Origin of the sequence: Algoriphagus sp. AGSA1 (genome assembly GCF_021390545.1) — a bacterium.
Taxonomy (GTDB): domain Bacteria; phylum Bacteroidota; class Bacteroidia; order Cytophagales; family Cyclobacteriaceae; genus Algoriphagus.
The window spans coordinates 37,817-54,171 of record NZ_JAJUWR010000021.1 but is presented as its reverse complement, the minus strand read 5'-3'; the positions used below and the strand labels follow the sequence as shown (position 1 = coordinate 54,171).

The 16,355-nt window shown below is 43.3% G+C and carries 16 protein-coding genes; 4 read left to right on the top strand and 12 right to left on the bottom strand.

All coding sequences use genetic code 11. The features are described 5' to 3' along the window. Positions 1 to 3 precede the first annotated feature (3 nt). The 7 genes from LZF95_RS16895 to LZF95_RS16865 all read right to left on the bottom strand — a co-directional run bounded on the left by LZF95_RS16895 (position 4) and on the right by LZF95_RS16865 (position 7,352). Entirely contained in the window at positions 4 to 1,284 is a 1,281-nt protein-coding gene (locus LZF95_RS16895) for a hemolysin family protein (RefSeq protein ID WP_233756202.1), read from the bottom strand. 2 nt (positions 1,285 to 1,286) lie between these two features. Further along, positions 1,287 to 1,496, bottom strand: a complete 210-nt coding sequence (locus LZF95_RS16890; RefSeq protein ID WP_233756201.1) for a hypothetical protein — start codon at positions 1,494 to 1,496, stop codon at positions 1,287 to 1,289. Between the two features lie 26 nt (positions 1,497 to 1,522). Then, positions 1,523 to 2,104 (bottom strand): LPS export ABC transporter periplasmic protein LptC, encoded by a 582-nt coding sequence (gene lptC, locus LZF95_RS16885; RefSeq protein ID WP_233756200.1) that lies wholly within the window; start codon positions 2,102 to 2,104, stop codon positions 1,523 to 1,525. A gap of 209 nt (positions 2,105 to 2,313) precedes the next feature. Further along, complete coding sequence (locus LZF95_RS16880) at positions 2,314 to 3,852, bottom strand: IS1182 family transposase (protein ID WP_368670785.1); 1,539 nt, start codon at positions 3,850 to 3,852, stop codon at positions 2,314 to 2,316. 107 nt (positions 3,853 to 3,959) lie between these two features. After that, on the bottom strand, positions 3,960 to 5,261 hold the full coding sequence (locus LZF95_RS16875; protein WP_233756199.1) for a hypothetical protein: 1,302 nt from the start codon (positions 5,259 to 5,261) through the stop codon (positions 3,960 to 3,962). A gap of 101 nt (positions 5,262 to 5,362) precedes the next feature. Next, on the bottom strand, positions 5,363 to 6,646 hold the full coding sequence (locus tag LZF95_RS16870) for a hypothetical protein (protein ID WP_233756198.1): 1,284 nt from the start codon (positions 6,644 to 6,646) through the stop codon (positions 5,363 to 5,365). After that, a complete protein-coding gene (locus LZF95_RS16865) occupies positions 6,636 to 7,352 on the bottom strand; it encodes a type III pantothenate kinase (protein WP_233756197.1) in 717 nt (238 codons plus the stop codon). Before LZF95_RS16865 ends, LZF95_RS16870 begins: the two co-directional genes overlap by 11 nt. 104 nt (positions 7,353 to 7,456) lie before the next feature. On the opposite strand from LZF95_RS16865, the gene LZF95_RS16860 reads away from it, so the two are divergent. The 3 genes from LZF95_RS16860 to LZF95_RS16850 all read left to right on the top strand — a co-directional run bounded on the left by LZF95_RS16860 (position 7,457) and on the right by LZF95_RS16850 (position 11,530). Next, the gene (locus LZF95_RS16860; protein ID WP_233756196.1) at positions 7,457 to 8,530 is read left to right on the top strand and encodes an anhydro-N-acetylmuramic acid kinase; all 1,074 of its coding nucleotides are present in this window, start codon (positions 7,457 to 7,459) and stop codon (positions 8,528 to 8,530) included. A 71-nt stretch (positions 8,531 to 8,601) separates the two neighbouring features. Further along, positions 8,602 to 9,828, top strand: coding sequence for a Glu/Leu/Phe/Val dehydrogenase dimerization domain-containing protein (locus LZF95_RS16855; RefSeq protein WP_233756195.1), 1,227 nt, complete (start codon positions 8,602 to 8,604; stop codon positions 9,826 to 9,828). 181 nt (positions 9,829 to 10,009) lie between these two features. Further along, a complete protein-coding gene (locus LZF95_RS16850; RefSeq protein ID WP_233756194.1) occupies positions 10,010 to 11,530 on the top strand; it encodes a sodium:proton antiporter in 1,521 nt (506 codons plus the stop codon). A gap of 66 nt (positions 11,531 to 11,596) precedes the next feature. On the opposite strand, the gene LZF95_RS16845 is transcribed toward LZF95_RS16850, so the two are convergent. The 4 genes from LZF95_RS16845 to LZF95_RS16830 form a co-directional block, all read right to left on the bottom strand. Further along, positions 11,597 to 12,013: a hypothetical protein gene (locus LZF95_RS16845; protein WP_233756193.1), complete on the bottom strand. Its 417-nt coding sequence runs from the start codon at positions 12,011 to 12,013 to the stop codon at positions 11,597 to 11,599. After that, positions 11,994 to 13,154 (bottom strand): hypothetical protein, encoded by a 1,161-nt coding sequence (locus tag LZF95_RS16840; protein ID WP_233756192.1) that lies wholly within the window; start codon positions 13,152 to 13,154, stop codon positions 11,994 to 11,996. The genes LZF95_RS16845 and LZF95_RS16840 overlap by 20 nt, the downstream gene beginning before the upstream one ends. Before the next feature lie 59 nt (positions 13,155 to 13,213). Continuing rightward, complete coding sequence (locus LZF95_RS16835) at positions 13,214 to 13,420, bottom strand: hypothetical protein (RefSeq protein WP_233756191.1); 207 nt, start codon at positions 13,418 to 13,420, stop codon at positions 13,214 to 13,216. Between the two features lie 109 nt (positions 13,421 to 13,529). Then, on the bottom strand, positions 13,530 to 14,132 hold the full coding sequence (locus LZF95_RS16830; protein ID WP_233756190.1) for a DNA-3-methyladenine glycosylase I: 603 nt from the start codon (positions 14,130 to 14,132) through the stop codon (positions 13,530 to 13,532). Positions 14,133 to 14,311: 179 nt separating this feature from the next. Between LZF95_RS16830 and alr the strand changes: the two genes are divergently transcribed. Beyond that, the gene (gene alr / locus LZF95_RS16825) at positions 14,312 to 15,466 is read left to right on the top strand and encodes an alanine racemase (protein WP_233756189.1); all 1,155 of its coding nucleotides are present in this window, start codon (positions 14,312 to 14,314) and stop codon (positions 15,464 to 15,466) included. On the opposite strand, the gene purU is transcribed toward alr, so the two are convergent. Beyond that, complete coding sequence (gene purU / locus LZF95_RS16820; RefSeq protein WP_233756188.1) at positions 15,463 to 16,317, bottom strand: formyltetrahydrofolate deformylase; 855 nt, start codon at positions 16,315 to 16,317, stop codon at positions 15,463 to 15,465. The two genes, alr and purU, sit on opposite strands and share 4 nt — an antisense overlap. Positions 16,318 to 16,355: the final 38 nt, after the last annotated feature.

The window sequence follows — 16,355 nt, the reverse complement described above, 5'->3', positions numbered from 1 at the left end:
TAACTAGAAAATACCTGAAGTGTTGATTTTTAGCCGAACTGTCTCAATTCTATGCTCTTGTTTGGTCACTACTGTAAAAGTATATCCCTCGAAAGTAACTGATTCGCCCTTCTTTGGCAGATTCTCCATAAGTGAAAGAATAAGCCCGGATAGGGTCTCAAAGTCTCCAATAGGCAATTCCCATCCATATTTATCATTGAGGTAATCTATTTCGTGACGTGCGCTCAAGAGATATTCCTGATCGGAAATTTTCTGCTCGACCAAGTCATCACTATCGTATTCATCTTCGATTTCCCCGAAAATTTCCTCTATAATATCTTCCATTGATACGATTCCTGAAGTCCCGCCAAACTCATCTACTACCAAAGCCAGGCTTTTTCGCTCTTGGATAAACTGGATAAGCAGCTCATTTGCCAGTGCTGATTCAGGGGCTATTATAATTGGGGTAAGGATTTCTTCGATCGTTTTGGGTTTCTTAAACAGCTCCAGCTGATGGCAATAGCCGATCACATCATCGATGGACTCCCGATAGACGATCACTTTGGAGTGTCCGCTCTCCGCGAAAACTTTCTTCAATTCCTCCATAGTATCATCCACTTCCACCGATACTATATCTGTTCTAGGAACCATACATTCCCGTACCCTGACAGTCTTAAACTCTACCGCATTGTCAAAAATCTTCGTGTCTATCTCCACGTGCCCCTCTTCTTTGCCTTTGTGGATATGGTTTTGGACAAAACTGTTAAGATCCGTCACGGTGAACACGGGCTTGTCCTCACTATATTCCAGCCGAAGGATTTTGGTAATAAAAAACCGGGACAATCCGACCACAGCCCAAACCACAGGATAGATGAGAATATAGATGATCCAAAAAGGCAGCGCAAAGAAATTAAGCATGCTGTTAGGATTCAGCATAAAAAGGCTTTTGGGCAAAAACTCGGCAGTGATCAACACGACAATGGTGGAAATCAAGGTTTGCAGCACTAAGACTATCGCATCGTTGTTAAACCCTTCTGGAAGCCATAGTTTCAACGGATCCTCCATCAGGTATGCCATGAAGATACCGTACAGCACCAGGGAGATGGTATTGCCCATGAGCGTGGTGCCTATAAATTGCCCAGGACGCTGGACAAAAACACTCAGTATTCTCCCCGTCATGTCTCCCTGCTTGTTCTGAAGCTCAATCTGCAGCTTGTTGGAGGAGATAAATGCGATTTCCATCCCAGAGAAAAAGGCTGAAAAGACCAAGGTGAAAATCACATAGACTAAATAACTAATTTCCATGGTTAGCGTTTTTTGCCAGATTTTGTCTTTTTCTTAGGTGCGGGAGGTTCTTCGGGTCTTTGCATTTTGCGGTACTGAAACCAAAATAGCAAGGCTACTGCAAACATAAAAATAGCATAGGAAGCCTGTACGCCATGGGTGAGCGTCTGGTGTATGCCCACTATAATCAAGGCAAGTGAAAGAGATAATAGTAATGCGTCAGCTAATTTCATCTTGAATTCCATTTACTAACCTGATCCTAAAGACCATCTTCTGACAATTCCATCCGTGCATCCCTCGGGCTTTTAAGCGTATATGAGGTAAAGGTCTCATCCGCTTCGAAGCCGGATCCATAGGAATAGGAGCCTCCACTCTGCACCCGAACAAACTTCTCAGTATAGATTATTTTTTTTCTGATGTCCCAAAAAAGCTCTTCTGACTGAAGTTTTTGATCTTTCAGTATATTATGGACCTGCACATCCCCCTCACCACGGTAGAGGTTTTCCTCTCGTATAAAATAAGCCCGGTCCGCCCGGAGAGTGGTACTTAGCTGGCCATCTTTTTCGTAAATTTCGATTTCTATCCCATCTGGGAATTCCAGGTTGCCATTGGCAAACTCAAGCTGCTTGGGGGCCTTAATATCCGATCTCACGATGGCTGAGTCACTTTCTATCAGATGAATATTGATCGCCATATTCGTGGGGCCGTCATATACTTCCAGCAGGGACGCATCCACATCCTCTCTACAGGAAGTGGACAGCCAAACTAAGGTCACCAAAAAAGCAAATGGGATTGTTCTTGTTTTCACAGTCCAAAGATACTTGAAAAATGGTTTACGCATATAAATGAAAAGAGGCTGTCTCATATTGATGTTTGATAATTGAAGACAGCCTTTTTTATTCAATAGAGGCCGATTTCCTGATTTCGGCCTCTATTTTTTTGAATACCGTTTAATTTTATAGGAATCGGGATTCTCCCAATTGATTTCCGGATTGGGCGGATATTTCTGTCTTTTGGAATGGAATGGATAAAAAAATGAGGTTGCCCGGTTTACCCAGTCATTTTGGCCAGGTTGTGGGCAATGACCAATAGTCCGGTCTCGATTTCGACTTTTTCTTTGCCTCTGAGCATGTATCTGCCCCTTCCCTTGTTGTATTTGAGCTGTCCGAAAACAGGTTCTACATCGGTAGCCCGCTGTTTTCTTCTTTCTATTCCTTCGGCTGAAGTGAGTAGAGTCTTTGCCCTGGCTTTGTAGTTTTGAAGGTTCCGGTTTACCTTGAGGACTTTGCCCTCTTTACCCGGTTTGCAGGAAGCGGCCAGCGGGCAGCCTGCACAGTTCTTGGCCCGGTAATGCCGGAAGTGTTGCAGGAATCCGGTCGAAGTTTTCCGGGTGCTTTCCCCGCTTGCCTCCATGGATTGTCCCATCGGACAGATATAGCGGTCTTTTTCGGGGTCATAGTAGAGGTTCTCCAACAGTCCATAGGCCCTGTTTCTTTTGCGCTCCTGGCTGAGCTCTTTGTGGAACAGGCTGTACTTGACGAAGGGCTTGATGCTGTTGCCTTCCAGGTAGGAATAGTTTTCCTCGCTGCCATATCCCGCATCGGCCGTACAGATGCTTGGATAAAAGCCGTAACGGCTCTGATATAGTTCCAGATGGGGCTTGAGTGTCAGGGTGTCGTTGGGATTGGGATGGATAGAGTAATTGACCACAAACTGTCGGTGGGTACTGAGCTGAAGATTATAAGCGGGCTTGAGCTGGCCGTTCTTCATGTGGTCTTCCTTCATCCGCATGAAGGTGGAGTCAGGATCGGTTTTCGAACAGCTGTTCCGTTCACCCAGAACCTGTTCCTTCTGCGTGTACTCCTCCAGCTTGGCAGGCCAGTTCTTTTTGGCATAGTCCAGCTTCTGCTTTACTTTCTTGTCCACGGCTTTTCCTTCCAGTGCCCGGTTGATCTTTTCAACGGTCTGGGTGACTTTCTCGGGGCTTGGATTGACAAAATCCGGCTCCTCGGTCCCCAACTCGGCTGAAGCTACCGAACCTGCATAATCCCAGAGTTCTTTGAGCTGGGCACTGATCCGCTCTTTGCTCTTCTTAATGGCTTTGCCCCAGACAAAGGTATACCGGTTGGCATTGGCTTCGATCTTGGTACCGTCGGTGTACACTTCCTTGATATCCAGCAGGCCTTCCTCATGAAGGAGCAGGACTACCTGGGCAAAAACCTCACCGATCACCCCCCGGAGGCGCTCGGAACGGAAGCGGTTGATGGTATGATGGTCAGGCCGCTGCATGCCTGCCAGCCACATATACACAATGTTCTCACGGGTGGATTTCTCCAGCTTACGGGACGAAAAACAGTTTTCCAGATAACCGTAAACCAAAATCTTCAACAACATTTTGGGATGGTAACTACTGGCTCCGTTGTCAGAGTAGCTGAGGTAAACCGGGGTGAGGTCAATTCGTTCTATGATCTGGTTGACTGTGCGTCCTGGATGGTTGGGGGCAATAAATTCTTCCAGCGAAGGAGGAAGAAGCATCAATTGGTTGGGATTGTAGTCCTTAAAGGCTACATTTAAGTCTTGTTTTTGCACACCTCAAAATACATGTTTTGAGTTAAAACAGGAAAGGCTAGCCGAGAAATCGACTAGCCTTTTAAACTAGCTACTTTTGAGACAGCCTCTTTATTAAATCAATTCCGTTAATCTCTAGTCGCCAAAGTAACAGTCTCTCCTATCCAGCATCCTGTGCTCAATGACTGTCCAACTTGCATTCCCTCAGTAAAGACTTCCTCTTTAGATGGGAACTGCGATCTTGCATTTGCCATGCCTGCATTATCTCCGGCTTTTTGGTATGCATTATAAGCAGCAATATAGATAGCCCTATCTTTTATCTTACTTACTCCTCCTTTACAATCATTGAAGGAGTTCATATACATGCCGGCGATCATAGAGTAAACCTCAGTGGTTTTAGATGCATCGATATTCGCAGCGGTTTTCGCTTCATTTCTTGCAGCGGCTTTTTTGCCTTGCTTTGCATAGACCGTAGCCAGTTCCATGTGGCCTTCTGCCTTCTGGGCATCATTTTCGGCAAGTGTCAGTGCTTGCTTCCAAAGATTTTCGGCTTCTGTCAGTTTGTTGTCCTGCACATATCTCATGGCGATCACCTGAGAAGTTGAGAAAGAAGGCTCCTTAGCGTGCTTGATCTCCAAAGCCTGCAAGAATGATTTTGAACTATAACATTTGTACTGCACAGAGTACTTGAAAATCTGGTCAGCCAAGGCTTCATTGGTAGGATCTGCAGCTAATTTCGGCCCCATGGTGTTTTCGATGAAATCACAATCAATCAATTCCATCGCCACCAAGAGTTGCTCCAGGCTGCTCTTAGGGCTTGATACGTCTGTACCTTCGGCTGCTGCCTTATCCAAAATAGCCTGCAATTTGTCATGGATTGCAAGTATTTCCTCACCAGTGTATGCCTGATGATAGGCATAGTTTCTATATACTAAATTAAAGTATGCCGCTGTCAGTGTAGGATTGAGAGTGCCATTCAACTCGATCGCTTTTTCGAAATCAGCAATGGGGCCTGCCAGCTTATCCTTATCATCCTTAAAATACTGATAACCGTAGTACGCTTTGTTTTCTATCCAGTTTTTCTCATTGTCATAGATCTCGCCTCTTTTTTCATAAATAGCGATCACTGAATCCTGATAAATTCTTTTCTGAGCTTCATCTGTGGTGGCTTTAGAGGCCCCATCATATACTTTCACTCCATTTTGGTAAATAGATTCGTTCAGCTCAGGAACATTCACAAGCAACCAGTTCAATGGATGCGTGGCTTCCACAAATTGCTCCGAACTCAGATAATCTGTATAAGCAGCATTCAATTCTCTGGCTTTTTTCTCTTGTGCAGGATCAGAAGGGAAGTTCCATCCATCCTGAGCTTGGACCATGCCGGCTGAAAGCAGGGCAGCTAGCCCAAGGATTGTAGATTTGATTTTCATTTTCATAACGGTTTAATTCGGCACAATTAAATCTGACGTTTAAATCCAAGTTTGGGACTCGTCTTTAACCAGTCGATTGTATGGTTTTGTTTGGTTAATTATTATTCAAATACTCGTTTGTAGAACCAGCTGTTATCGTTCAGTGATAAGCCTAAGGTGATGTTTACATAATTTTCCCGGATGAGGCCATTATCGGTGGTTCCCCTCTGTCCGACTTTCACTGCGAAGTTTACCAAGGAAAGTTGATTTACAGGAAGCGAAGCTCCAAAGTTAATGCCAACATCATTGATATTGGTCGCGTTCAAGTAGTATGGAGTCTGCTGATATTCCAATCCGAAGCGATAGGTACCTCGTTTGAGGGGACTATCCACATCCGAATAATCCGGCACAATCTGGAACCCTAACCCTACCTTGATCGCTTCCTGCAATCTGAGCGGATCATCAAAGAGATTTTTAAACTGTTTGAAATCCTGATATTGGCCCTCCAGACCGATCACATATTTATTGTTTTTTTCATAAGAAACCCCGAATCCGAAGCGATTAGGGATGTAAATGCTCCCCGGTTCATCATTTGCTATCAGGTCACCCGGTGTATCCGGCTTGCTAGCTTGGCCAAAAGCTGCCAGCTTGGCAAAAGCTTTTCCATTAACATCCCCTAAATGCTGATAAATGGCACCCAGATGCAACTTGCTTTTCGGGTTTAAGGGCAGGAAGTAATAAGCTCCTAATTTATAGCCAAAATCGCTAACTGTTAATCTTTCATAATATTCCGTGGTGATCCCTATCGGATTACTATTTTCATCAAAAAGTCCGAGCTGATCAGTGCGGATCGTAGAGCCGAACAGGTAGGATCCCTGAACGCCCAAACTCAGATTCTTAGCTACTACATATCCAAAACTGAGGTATGCTTCTGATATCCCTCCATCACCTTCTATAGAATTAAAGGCCCTCACGTCGGCATTGCTCACGGTGCTTTCTATCATCAATCGATAGTTGACGCTGGTGATTTGATTCAGGCCTAAGCCTACAGTGGCTTTATTTACTTTGACAGGTAAGGATAATGCAAGGTAGGACAACCCCCCCCCGTCCACTTCAGATGTTTCCGAGCCGTTATTGGCACCGATCATTTTATAATTCAAAGCTGCCTCAAAATTAAAAATCGTGTTTTTGGTAGAAAGTGCAGGGTTCACATAGTTGGGGTTCCAAGCACTCCCAAAACTGATTCCAAGTCCTCCCATAGCTTGATTATTGGTAAGACCGGAATAATTAAATTCCCCTATACCCAGCGCACTGTAGGTAGAGGCACTGGACTGGGCCTGGGCTTCGGTAAATAAGAAAAGGGTGCAAAGTACACCCAGCAATTGCAATTTGATTTTACTCAACATTGTGGTTTAGAATAGAATTCAATCCGTAAAGGACCAAATTTGGGACTACAAATATGAGGTCTTTTGCCAATGAAACAAAAGATTGGGCATCTCCTCCGCTAATAAAGACCTCGATTTCTGGATATTTTTTGGTATATGCCTCGATTTGGCCGAGTATTTCCAATTCCACCCCCAGCCAAATACCGATTTGCATACAGGTGATTGTGTTGGCTCCAATCAATTCATCAGGCTTGACATGAAGATCTACCAGTGGTAATCTTGCTGTCTGCTCATGCATAGCTCTGGCCCGCATCGCAAGGCCAGGACTTATCGCCCCTCCCAGATATGCGTTCTGCCCGTCTATTAGATCAAATGTCATACAGGTGCCTAAGTCAATTGCGAGTACCGGGCCTTTACGTCTCATAGACCATGCACCTATAGCCCCGGCTATACGGTCCAAACCCAAGGTAGCCGGAGTGCCATACATGTTGGCGATCGGAAGACTGGTCTCGTGGTTCAAGTATATAAAACTAAAAGGCAACTTCTTTGCAAGATCTGATTCGCCCCACCTCACTGAACTCACCAAACTTTGATCAAAAAACAATGTTTCCCAATAGATTATGGCGTCCGTCAACTCATCAAAAACTTTATCTTCAAGCAAAATCCCCTGCTCAAAGACCGCTGACTTAATTCTAGTGTTTCCAATATCTATTATTAGATTCCTCATCCAGTATAGTTAATATTGCGCAAAATAGCCATTCAAGAAAAGCCCTCCCTTCTATCCTTGTTAAATTATCTTTGTGCCATACTTCACTTAACAAACTTTAACCCATGAGACCTGCACACTACCCCATGATAGGATTGATGTCCGGTACTTCCGGTGACGGACTGGATCTTGCCTATTGCAACTTTACCTTAAGAGAGACCTGGTCCTACGAAATCACTGGTGCAGTGACGATTCCCTTTCCTGCCGTTTTAGGCAAAAAACTTATGAGCAGCCATCAGCTCTCTGCCTTGGAACTGGCACTTTTGGATGTAGAGTTTGGAACATGGATGGGTGAAAAAGTAAAAGCCTACTGCAATGAAAACCAGTACAAACCCTTAGCTGTCTGCTCACATGGCCATACCGTTTTTCACCAGCCTGCAAGAGGGCTTAGTGTACAGATCGGCAATGGATGGGCACTACATCAGGCTTCCGGACAAAAAATAATCAATGACTTCAGGATGCTCGATGTACAGCTTGGCGGACAAGGCGCACCCTTGGTGCCCATAGGAGATAGGCTGCTTTTTCCCACAGCCGATTTCTGCATCAACCTAGGGGGAATTGCCAATATCAGCATGGAATCGGCAGGTCAGCGGCTTGCCTTTGATATTTGCCCTTTCAACCTACTATTGAACGCCCAAGCAGTTCAGCTCGGAGCTGACTACGACCACGATGGAGACTGGGCAAAAGCAGGTGCCTTGAATGAAAACCTATTGAACGCACTGAATTCCCTTCCCTATTATTCCAAATCAGATGTGAAATCCTTGGGAAGGGAAGATTTGGAAAATGATTTCATCCCACTCATAAATTCGAGTGGCCTATCTGAAAAAGACGTGCTACGGACGCTGGTAGAACATTATGCTTATCAGATCGCCACAGTTATCCGCACCCACAAAAAAAAGAAAGTGCCGGCAGTTTTGGTCACCGGAGGAGGAGCGTACAATTCTTTCTTTATCTCATGTCTGGACAAGTATCTGGGTTCTATGTGGGATATGGTTTCCGCTTCCTCTGAATTGATTGAATTTAAAGAAGCATTGGTTTTCGGATTTCTCGGGGTGTTGCGTCTCTGCAATGAAAACAATTGCTTGGCCTCTGTTACCGGAGCTAAGAGAGATTCCTCCGGAGGGGTAATTTATGGCTGACCGTCCGTCAGACTTCCTGTAGTTGGAGTAGTTTATTTTCCTATTTTTGTCAAGTTATAAACCCAAATTAGATGCAAGAATTACTCAAAAAATTTGAGAACCAACAGCCGGAAATCACCTTCGAGTGGAGTGACAGCGAGTCTGAAGCTGAAGGCTGGGTAGTAATAAATTCCCTCAGAGGTGGGGCCGCCGGTGGTGGCACCCGGATGAGAAAAGGGCTGGACAAGCGCGAAGTAGAATCCCTTGCCAAAACCATGGAAGTAAAATTCACCGTTTCCGGACCGGCAATAGGGGGTGCCAAATCAGGGATCAACTTTGATCCAAACGATCCCCGCAAAGATGCAGTACTCCGCCGCTGGTACAAAGCTGTGATTCCATTATTAAAGAGCTACTACGGCACTGGCGGGGATCTGAATATAGATGAGATCCATGAAGTAATCCCCATCACGGAATCCTATGGTCTCTGGCACCCGCAAGAAGGTGTTGTAAACGGTCACTACCATGCTACTGAACCTGAAAAAATCCGGAAAATCGGTCAGTTGAGACAAGGAGTATCCAAAGTACTGGAGGATCCGGATTTCACACCAAATGGGGCCAGAAAATACACAGTGTCCGATATGATTACAGGATTTGGTGTGGCTGAGGCAGTGAGACACTATTATAATATCTGGGGAGGGAGCCTCAAAGACAAACTGGCAGTCATACAGGGATGGGGAAATGTGGGAGCCGCGGCAGCCTGTTTTCTTGCGGTAGAGGGTGTGAAAATCGTCGGTATTATCGACCGTGATGGGGGAATTATCAACGAAAACGGGTATTCTCTTGATGAGGTAAGAGAGCTCTTCCTCAATAGGGCTGGCAACAAACTTGTAGCCAAAGACCAGCTCTCATTTGAAGAAGTCAACCAGAAAATCTGGGATATAAAAAGTGAGATCTTTATCCCTGCAGCATCTTCCAGGCTGGTCACCAAGGATCAAGCAGAGCGGATGGTAGGAGCAGGACTTGAAGTAATATCATGTGGGGCAAACGTCCCCTTTGCGGATCCTGAAATTTTCTTTGGCCCAACAGGTGTATGGACCGATCAGCGGGTTTCGGTTATTCCGGACTTCATCGCAAACTGTGGCATGGCCAGAGTTTTTGCTTATTTGATGAGCGATAATGCAGAGGTCACCGACAAAGCAATATTCAACGACGTGAGTGAGACCATAGAAAGAGCTTTGAAAAAGGTCTATGACAAAAACCCCGATAAAGTTAAACTAGCCCAAACGTCCTTTAATATAGCCCTGGCACAACTCGTGTAAAACTATTCTTTGCCTTTGACCTGGTGGCGTTAATTTTTGATTAAATCCATCAGGATCACATGTATCTATTGTGCTGAATCAGGCAAAATCTGTAGTTTAGCAGAAACCATCCAAGATTTCCCACAATCAAATATTTGCTTAAATTAACCGAAAAGAACACCAAGCACATCCTATTAACTCAATGAATAACTTTATCTTTTGTTTCGCGCTACTTTTCGGAATTATATTTTTTGGAGGTATTGAGGGTACTTCTTCATTTGCCCAAACTGCTGATAATGAGCATATCTATCTAGCACAAGCTGACCATGCAAATGCCGATCAGGTAGCTCCTCATGATGACCTGGTAGAGGAGGCAGTAGATGATGGACATCATACAGCACCGATTTGGTTGGTCATCCCTTTTGTAGCGCTTCTGTTGATGATAGCCACCGGCCCCCTGTTTTACGAGCATTTTTGGCATAAAAACTACCCGAAAATCGCAATTGGATTCGCCTTGCTTGTGGTTTTCTATTATTTATTTATACTAGGCAATGTCCATGCTCCCGTACATGCCCTGGCAGAATATATACAGTTCATAGCCTTGTTGGCATCCTTGTATATAGCATCAGGAGGGATCCTGATAGATATTGACAAGAAAGCCACTCCTATGGCCAATGTCACTTTATTGATCATCGGGGCATTGGTTTCCAACCTGATCGGGACTACAGGAGCTTCCATGCTTTTGATACGGCCATTTATCAGACTGAACAAGGGGAATATTCAAGCATACCACATCATCTTTTTCATTTTCATGGTGAGCAACATAGGAGGCTCTTTGACACCGATTGGAGACCCCCCACTGTTTTTGGGATTTTTGAAAGGCATACCTTTCTTCTGGACGCTGGAGCATAACTGGCCGGCATGGTTATTTACACTCACATTATTATCGCTAATTTTCTATTTTGTTGATAAAAAATTCGGAAGAGCCAATGATGATTCTGAGCTGGAAGTGACCACATACTCCAATAAACTTTCCCTTATTGGAGTTAAGAATTTTGTCTGGTTATTTATCATCATCTGCTCTGTATTCCTGGATCCAAATGTAATAGAAGGTGTCCCGGCAATCGTCTATGACGGACAGAAGTTTTCTTATATACGGGAAATCATCATGCTCTCAGTAGCATTCTTCTCCTACAGGTTCGCCGACCAACGAGCCATAAAAGGCAATGAGTTCAACTTCGAGCCCATCCGGGAAGTAGCTTTTATATTTATAGGGATTTTCGGCACTATGATGCCGGCTTTGGAGCTGGTCGGTGCGTTTGCCAAATCGCCTGATGGCGCGGCAATAATTTCCCACAATACGCTCTATTGGGGAACAGGGATACTGTCAGGCTTTCTTGACAATGCTCCCACTTACCTGAACTTCCTTGCCGCGGCCATGGCTTCCAAAGGCGCCACTATCAACAATATTGAGGAGGTCCGTCAGTTTGCCGCAGACGGCTATCATGATTCCGCCTTTGAACTGATGGCTATAGCCATCGCCTCGGTATTCTTTGGAGCGATGACCTACATAGGGAACGGGCCAAACTTTATGGTGAAATCAATAGCAGAGCAAAACGGTATCAAAATGCCGTCTTTCTTTGGCTACATCATCCGATTCTCCCTGCCGGTTCTTCTGCCTCTGCTATTCTTGGTTTGGCTGGTATTCTTTGCGTTTGTGTAAACGAGAGGTCTCATTTATATGAAAGATCATAAATAAACAAAAACCTGATTTCGAGTTTATCAAAATCTACTTGCAATCTAAAGTCAATATCAAAGAGTCATAAGAATTTTTTAAGTAAAACTTAGTATCGATACCTATTACTACACCATCCTTATATAATTTAGGAAAGGATGTAACGTAACCAGAAAATTTATCAGTATGATCTAGTAATACATTTTCTTTGTCAAAAAAATCATATCCCATTTCAATCTTTAATTCCTTTTGGGAATACAATTTGGTGAAAACTATTTCAGCACAAGGCAGATTAACCATCTCCGCTGCGATTTTCCCCCCAAGTTCAACACATGTGGGGCATCCATTCTGAGGGACAATAAGGAGAATCCCTTCATTATCAAGGAATTGTTCTGAATTAGGATCTTTTGCCGAACAAGCCACAAAAAAAAGCAGAACAACACTAAGAAAACTAAAATTCCGGAAATTCATACTCATAAAAAATTAAGGAATCATCAGACCTATTCAAATTTGGCCTTGTTACAAAAATACTATGCTCTCCAAAAACTAAAAATCTGTAGTCAAATTTTTCTAACTGATAGGTTCCCAAATTCTTATATGACTTTGCATCATAAAAAGTTAAAAGTAAATTAAAGTCATATGGAACTTCCTTATGCCTTTTATAGTCAAATTTTTCAATTCCTAAAAACCCTATTCTTATGATCAAATCATGATGAGCGTCATACAAAACATTATAATAACCTCCCTGAGAAAGATTATAAATCATTTGGTTTTCAGTCCCCTTTTCCACCTCTTCAAATTCCTGCAAATTGTCTATATCACGAAAAGGCAACCTCTCGTCAACACCAGCGTAAAATGAACCCCAAGAATTGCTTACAAGATCTCTGACAAATAGTGAATCTGAATTATAGTAGCTGTAATAAACTCTATTATTTTTTTCATCGAGTGCCCTAGCAGGCCTTAAACGGGTCGTAGGATAAAAATGGTCTTCCAAGTAATCTCCAGGTAGCAGAGTTTCCCTAGTAACCATGTTAGACTTAAGGTTTAAAAGTATATCAACTTTCTGATCTTTCACAATTTTAGCATCACCCCATTGAACTGCCCCACCAATCGATAATAAGGTATCATTGAGAAAATAAGGTTTTGATTCTTGAAATATACCTCCCCAATAGCTCCTGTCGGTGGGATACTCCTTCATAAATTCGAATACTTTTGTCACTTTCCCCTTGCTATTTCCAAGATAAAGGTTGTTCCGTCTATAGTCATATAATAAAATAGAATCCAAATTGTGAATATAAAATCCTGAAGGAGGCACACCTCCTACTGAAAAATTCCCAAAACCATCCTCCATTCTAATTTCACCCATCTTCTCCCGGACATCAAAGTCATAGTAAACCATTCTTCCTTTATGAGGAGTTAATATAAAGAGATAGGACTTGTCTCCTTGTTCATATAGCTGATAGTGATTAGCAACGGAACCTGATGTCAGAGAATCTAATTCAAATGTATGTTCCCCCTTAAAAACTAAAAAATCATACTCATTTGTGCCTTTATTATTGCATGAAAATAATAATATCAAAACCAGATATGCCAGTAATTTATTGTAGTTCATAATCCAACAATAAAATTAAAATTTTGGGGAAGCTTTGATCGCCTCCCCTATGAGTAGAATTAATCACTAACTAAACAATCCCCAGGGCCTTCTGCCCCAGTATCACACCATTTTATTTCATTATCAAAAATAGTGTAACTCCTACATTCACCGACTGTACCAGAGTCCCCTGACATCAATCTTGGGCAGGGATCCTCAGCCATCACATTATGGCCTACTAATAGTATTGTTACTGAAAAAAACGAGTACAAAAGTAGTTTCTTCATAATATTTAAGATTTAAGTTAAACATATTTTAAACTACCCTCCTCGAAATAACAATCAATATATTTTACATTTTCGGTCTAAAAATGTGATTTTCGGATATTTTGCATTATTAATCACCCTTGTAGGTTAGTTCATGATGCCGAAAACAATCTACCAAATGGTCATTTACTAGCCCAGTGGCTTGCATGTGTGCATAGACCGTGGTACTGCCTAGAAATTTGAACCCGCGTTTCTTCAGGTCTTTGGCCAGCAGATCGGACTCCTTGGTGGTAGCTCGAGCATCGCTCATCGAGGAGAGACGGTTTTGAATGGGCTTGCCTCCGACAAATCCCCAGATGTAATTAGAAAAAGAACCAAACTCCCTCTGAACCTCCATAAAACGCTGTGCGTTGTTGATCGCGGCACGGATTTTCAGCACGTTTCTGATGATACCTGGATCCTGAAGCAATTCCTGCACATAGCTTTCCGGGAATTCTGCCACAGTTTCGTAGTCAAAGTCCGCAAAAGCTCTGCGATAGCCTTCCCTCTTTTTCAGGATAGTAGCCCAGCTCAATCCAGCCTGGGCAGATTCTAAAATCAAAAACTCAAAATGAACCCGGTCATCCCAGACAGGGATTCCCCACTCAGTATCGTGATAGGTGACATATTCTTCGAAACTCAGACACCAGGGACATCGGGGCTTCTGATCTGAGACTTGAAAAGTATTTTTCATTTGTTACTGTTTTTTTGAATGGTCAAACTTGTTGAAAGGCAGGAGGGTGACTATAACTATTCCTGATGACCGGGAGATGAGGCATGGATCATAAAAATAAATTTATGGAATAAAACTAATCAAATGTTGGGATAAGGAGGCTGATAAACTTACTTTTTGACTCCAATTGACAGATTAAAATGATTGCGACATCCACACTTGAAATCAGTGCCAAAGCTTACAGACAAAACATACGCTACATACGTTCTGAAATAGGCCCTAACCCTGTAATCTCAGCTGTAGTAAAAGGTAATGCCTACGGACATGGCATCCCTCAACTAGTGGAAATAGCTGAAAAAGCAGGCATCAGGCATTTCAGCACATTTAGCTCCGACGAAGCATGGGAAGTATGGGGAAAATCAAAAAAAGGGTCGGAAATTATGATTTTGGGTATGCTTCACCTGGAAGAGCTGGAAGATCTGATAAGAAAAGGGATCAGCTTTTATGTGTTTGACTTTGAAAGACTGAATCGTGCAATCTCTGTTTCCAAGGAAATCGGAATTCCTGCCAAAGTACATATCGAAGTAGAAACAGGCTTTCACAGGACCGGCTTTGATTGGGATCAGCGGGAAAAACTCGCCCACTTACTTCAGGAGAAAAAAGAATTTATCTCTTTGGAAGGTTTGTGTACCCACTATGCGGGCGCGGAATCGGTAAGCAATTTTGTAAGGGTAAAAAATCAGATCGTGCGATATCACGAATTCAAAGACTATTTCACCAGAAAGGAAATAGCTTTCAAAACCTATCATACGGCATGCTCTGCCGCAACCCTTATTTTTCCCGAGACGATCATGGATATGGTGAGGATTGGCATCGCCGGCTATGGTTTTTGGCCGACCAAGGAGACTTTTTTTGCGAAGCTAAATTCTCTCCCAAAGGGAAACAAGAATCCTTTAAAGCGCCTCATCACCTGGAAAAGCACTATCATGAGTCTGAAACAAGTGAAAACAGGGGAATTTGTAGGTTATGGTAATAGCTACATGGCATTAGAGAATATCAGGCTTGCCATTGTGCCCGTTGGGTATGGACATGGCTATAGCAGGCTGTTGAGCAATCAGGGGATGGTACTCATCAAAGGACAATATTGCCAAGTAGTCGGTACGGTAACCATGAATGCCATAGCAGTGAATGTAGGGAAAATCAAAGATCTGAAGATTGGCGATGAAGTAGTTCTTATCGGAAAACAAGGCGGAAAAGAAATCACAGTCGCTTCCTTTTCCGAATCAACACAAATGGTCAACTACGAAATGCTCACCAGGCTACCTAAGGACATACCTAGGAAGATCATCCCTTAGTAGAAGATCACCGTCTTGTTACGGATCGGCATCACCTTACGGTCCAAGTGGTATTTAATGGCCTTGGAAAGTACCATTTTCTCCACATCTTGACCGATTTGCACCAGCTCTGATACCGTATTGTGATGCCTGACCCTAGCTACTTCCTGCTCTATAATAGGCCCGGCATCCAGCTCTTCGGTCACATAATGGGCAGTCGCCCCTATGATTTTCACGCCTTTTTCGTATGCGGCATGATATGGCCTCGCTCCTACAAATGCAGGTAAAAACGAATGATGGATATTGATGATGCGGTTGGGAAAATGCTTAATAAAATCCGCAGAAAGAATCTGCATGTACCGGGCCAAAACCACAAAATCAATCTGATGAGACTTCATCAAGTCAAGCTGACGCTCCTCTGCACTGGCTTTGTTCTCCGCTGAAATAGCCACATGATGAAAGGGTATTCCAAATGCCTCCACTATACTCTTTAAATTTTGATGGTTTGAAACCACGAGAGGGATTTCCAAATCCAATTGGCCGGCATGGTGCCTTCCCAAAATATCAAACAAACAGTGTGATAATTTACTCACAAAAATTGCCATCCGAGGCTTTGGGAAATTAAAATGAAGCTTGAAATCCATCTTAAAACGATCCCCTACTTCTAGTCGGAACCGATCGGCAATTTCGTCCTTTTGCAAGGAAAAAGAATCCAATTCCCAGGCCGCCCTCATGAAAAACATACCCATTTCCTCGTCCACGTGCTGATCCACTTCTAGGATATTTCCCTCGTAAGAATAAAGAAATCTTGACACTTCCGCTACAATCCCTTTTTGGTCAGGGCATTGGATTATGAGTATGGCTTTTTTCATAGTTCGATGGTTTGGTAACAGTAAAGAGCCAAAAGCAT

Coding starts and splice junctions, on each gene's coding strand:
- LZF95_RS16895 (WP_233756202.1), bottom strand. CDS start 1,284: ATGGAAATTAGTTATTTAGTCTATGTGATTTTCACCTTGGTCTTTTCA.
- LZF95_RS16890 (WP_233756201.1), bottom strand. CDS start 1,496: ATGAAATTAGCTGACGCATTACTATTATCTCTTTCACTTGCCTTGATT.
- lptC (WP_233756200.1), bottom strand. CDS start 2,104: ATGCGTAAACCATTTTTCAAGTATCTTTGGACTGTGAAAACAAGAACA.
- LZF95_RS16875 (WP_233756199.1), bottom strand. CDS start 5,261: ATGAAAATCAAATCTACAATCCTTGGGCTAGCTGCCCTGCTTTCAGCC.
- LZF95_RS16870 (WP_233756198.1), bottom strand. CDS start 6,646: ATGTTGAGTAAAATCAAATTGCAATTGCTGGGTGTACTTTGCACCCTT.
- LZF95_RS16865 (WP_233756197.1), bottom strand. CDS start 7,352: ATGAGGAATCTAATAATAGATATTGGAAACACTAGAATTAAGTCAGCG.
- LZF95_RS16860 (WP_233756196.1), top strand. CDS start 7,457: ATGAGACCTGCACACTACCCCATGATAGGATTGATGTCCGGTACTTCC.
- LZF95_RS16855 (WP_233756195.1), top strand. CDS start 8,602: ATGCAAGAATTACTCAAAAAATTTGAGAACCAACAGCCGGAAATCACC.
- LZF95_RS16850 (WP_233756194.1), top strand. CDS start 10,010: ATGAATAACTTTATCTTTTGTTTCGCGCTACTTTTCGGAATTATATTT.
- LZF95_RS16845 (WP_233756193.1), bottom strand. CDS start 12,013: ATGAATTTCCGGAATTTTAGTTTTCTTAGTGTTGTTCTGCTTTTTTTT.
- LZF95_RS16840 (WP_233756192.1), bottom strand. CDS start 13,154: ATGAACTACAATAAATTACTGGCATATCTGGTTTTGATATTATTATTT.
- LZF95_RS16835 (WP_233756191.1), bottom strand. CDS start 13,420: ATGAAGAAACTACTTTTGTACTCGTTTTTTTCAGTAACAATACTATTA.
- LZF95_RS16830 (WP_233756190.1), bottom strand. CDS start 14,132: ATGAAAAATACTTTTCAAGTCTCAGATCAGAAGCCCCGATGTCCCTGG.
- alr (WP_233756189.1), top strand. CDS start 14,312: ATGATTGCGACATCCACACTTGAAATCAGTGCCAAAGCTTACAGACAA.
- purU (WP_233756188.1), bottom strand. CDS start 16,317: ATGAAAAAAGCCATACTCATAATCCAATGCCCTGACCAAAAAGGGATT.